Genomic DNA, 797 nt, shown 5'->3' with positions numbered 1-797 from the left:
AGTTTCGCTGGCGATTTTTCATTTGACATAGTCATACCTAACATCAGTCTTGGTTATTAAGAGTGTTGAATAAGGATAAAAGAGACACAGCGGACTCTCTACTTCTAGGATCGGTGTTGATCACGGGGGCCACTACATTGTGCTGCATCAACATGATTCTGATTTCTTGACCAAGTGCTGATAGGCTTTCTTTGTCAGCATCTTCACAGTGGGTGATAGCGATGACACAAGTGGTCTCGTTTTTTTCTGGTTCGAAGAAGGTGAGCAGTTTATCCATATTGGCATAATCAGGGGTTTCACCATAGCGAATCAATATGAGTAGTCCCCACAGAGACTGGTTGACGAATTCCCATAAAAAGGAAAAACGTTCTTGTCCTGGTACGCCATAGATGCCTAAAGCCATGTCATCCGACAGTGTGATCCGTCCGTAATCAATGCCGACTGTGGTGTACTCTTTGCCGATATCGATACTAGACTTCGCTTCTGTCTCGATAGGACTAATCTCACTTAGTGTTTGGACCAATTGAGTTTTTCCGGCACCCACTTCACCAATGATAGCTAGCTTCTGATAGTTCAATTTTTTACCTCATTCCTAAGAATTTTTTGATCGCGCCATAAAACTTATTAGGCTTTTTCTCACTGACCACTACTTTCTCTACTAATGGCTCAGCTTCTGTGACGCTTAAGATGCCTGATCGTTCAAACTCTCTGACAATTTGTGTGACTTGCTGAGGTGTGCCAAATTCGCCACTATCTGCCAAAAAGTTAAATGGATACGGTTTTTTGGTCAACTTGAT

Annotated in this window: 2 protein-coding genes; both read right to left on the bottom strand. The window is 42.4% G+C overall.

Translation table 11 applies throughout. From position 1 onward, the window contains the following. Positions 1-43: 43 nt before the first annotated feature. The gene (locus tag I6E84_RS14060) at positions 44-577 is read right to left on the bottom strand and encodes a GTP-binding protein (protein ID WP_197102980.1); all 534 of its coding nucleotides are present in this window, start codon (positions 575-577) and stop codon (positions 44-46) included. A 4-nt stretch (positions 578-581) separates the two neighbouring features. Continuing rightward, a partial coding sequence (locus tag I6E84_RS14055) for a hypothetical protein (protein WP_197218635.1) occupies positions 582-797 on the bottom strand: 216 nt, incomplete at its 5' end.

The sequence above is a fragment of the Psychrobacter sp. SCQQ22 genome (assembly GCF_015864605.1).
Lineage (GTDB): Bacteria > Pseudomonadota > Gammaproteobacteria > Pseudomonadales > Moraxellaceae > Psychrobacter > Psychrobacter fozii.
This window is presented reverse-complemented; position numbering and strand designations above follow the sequence as displayed.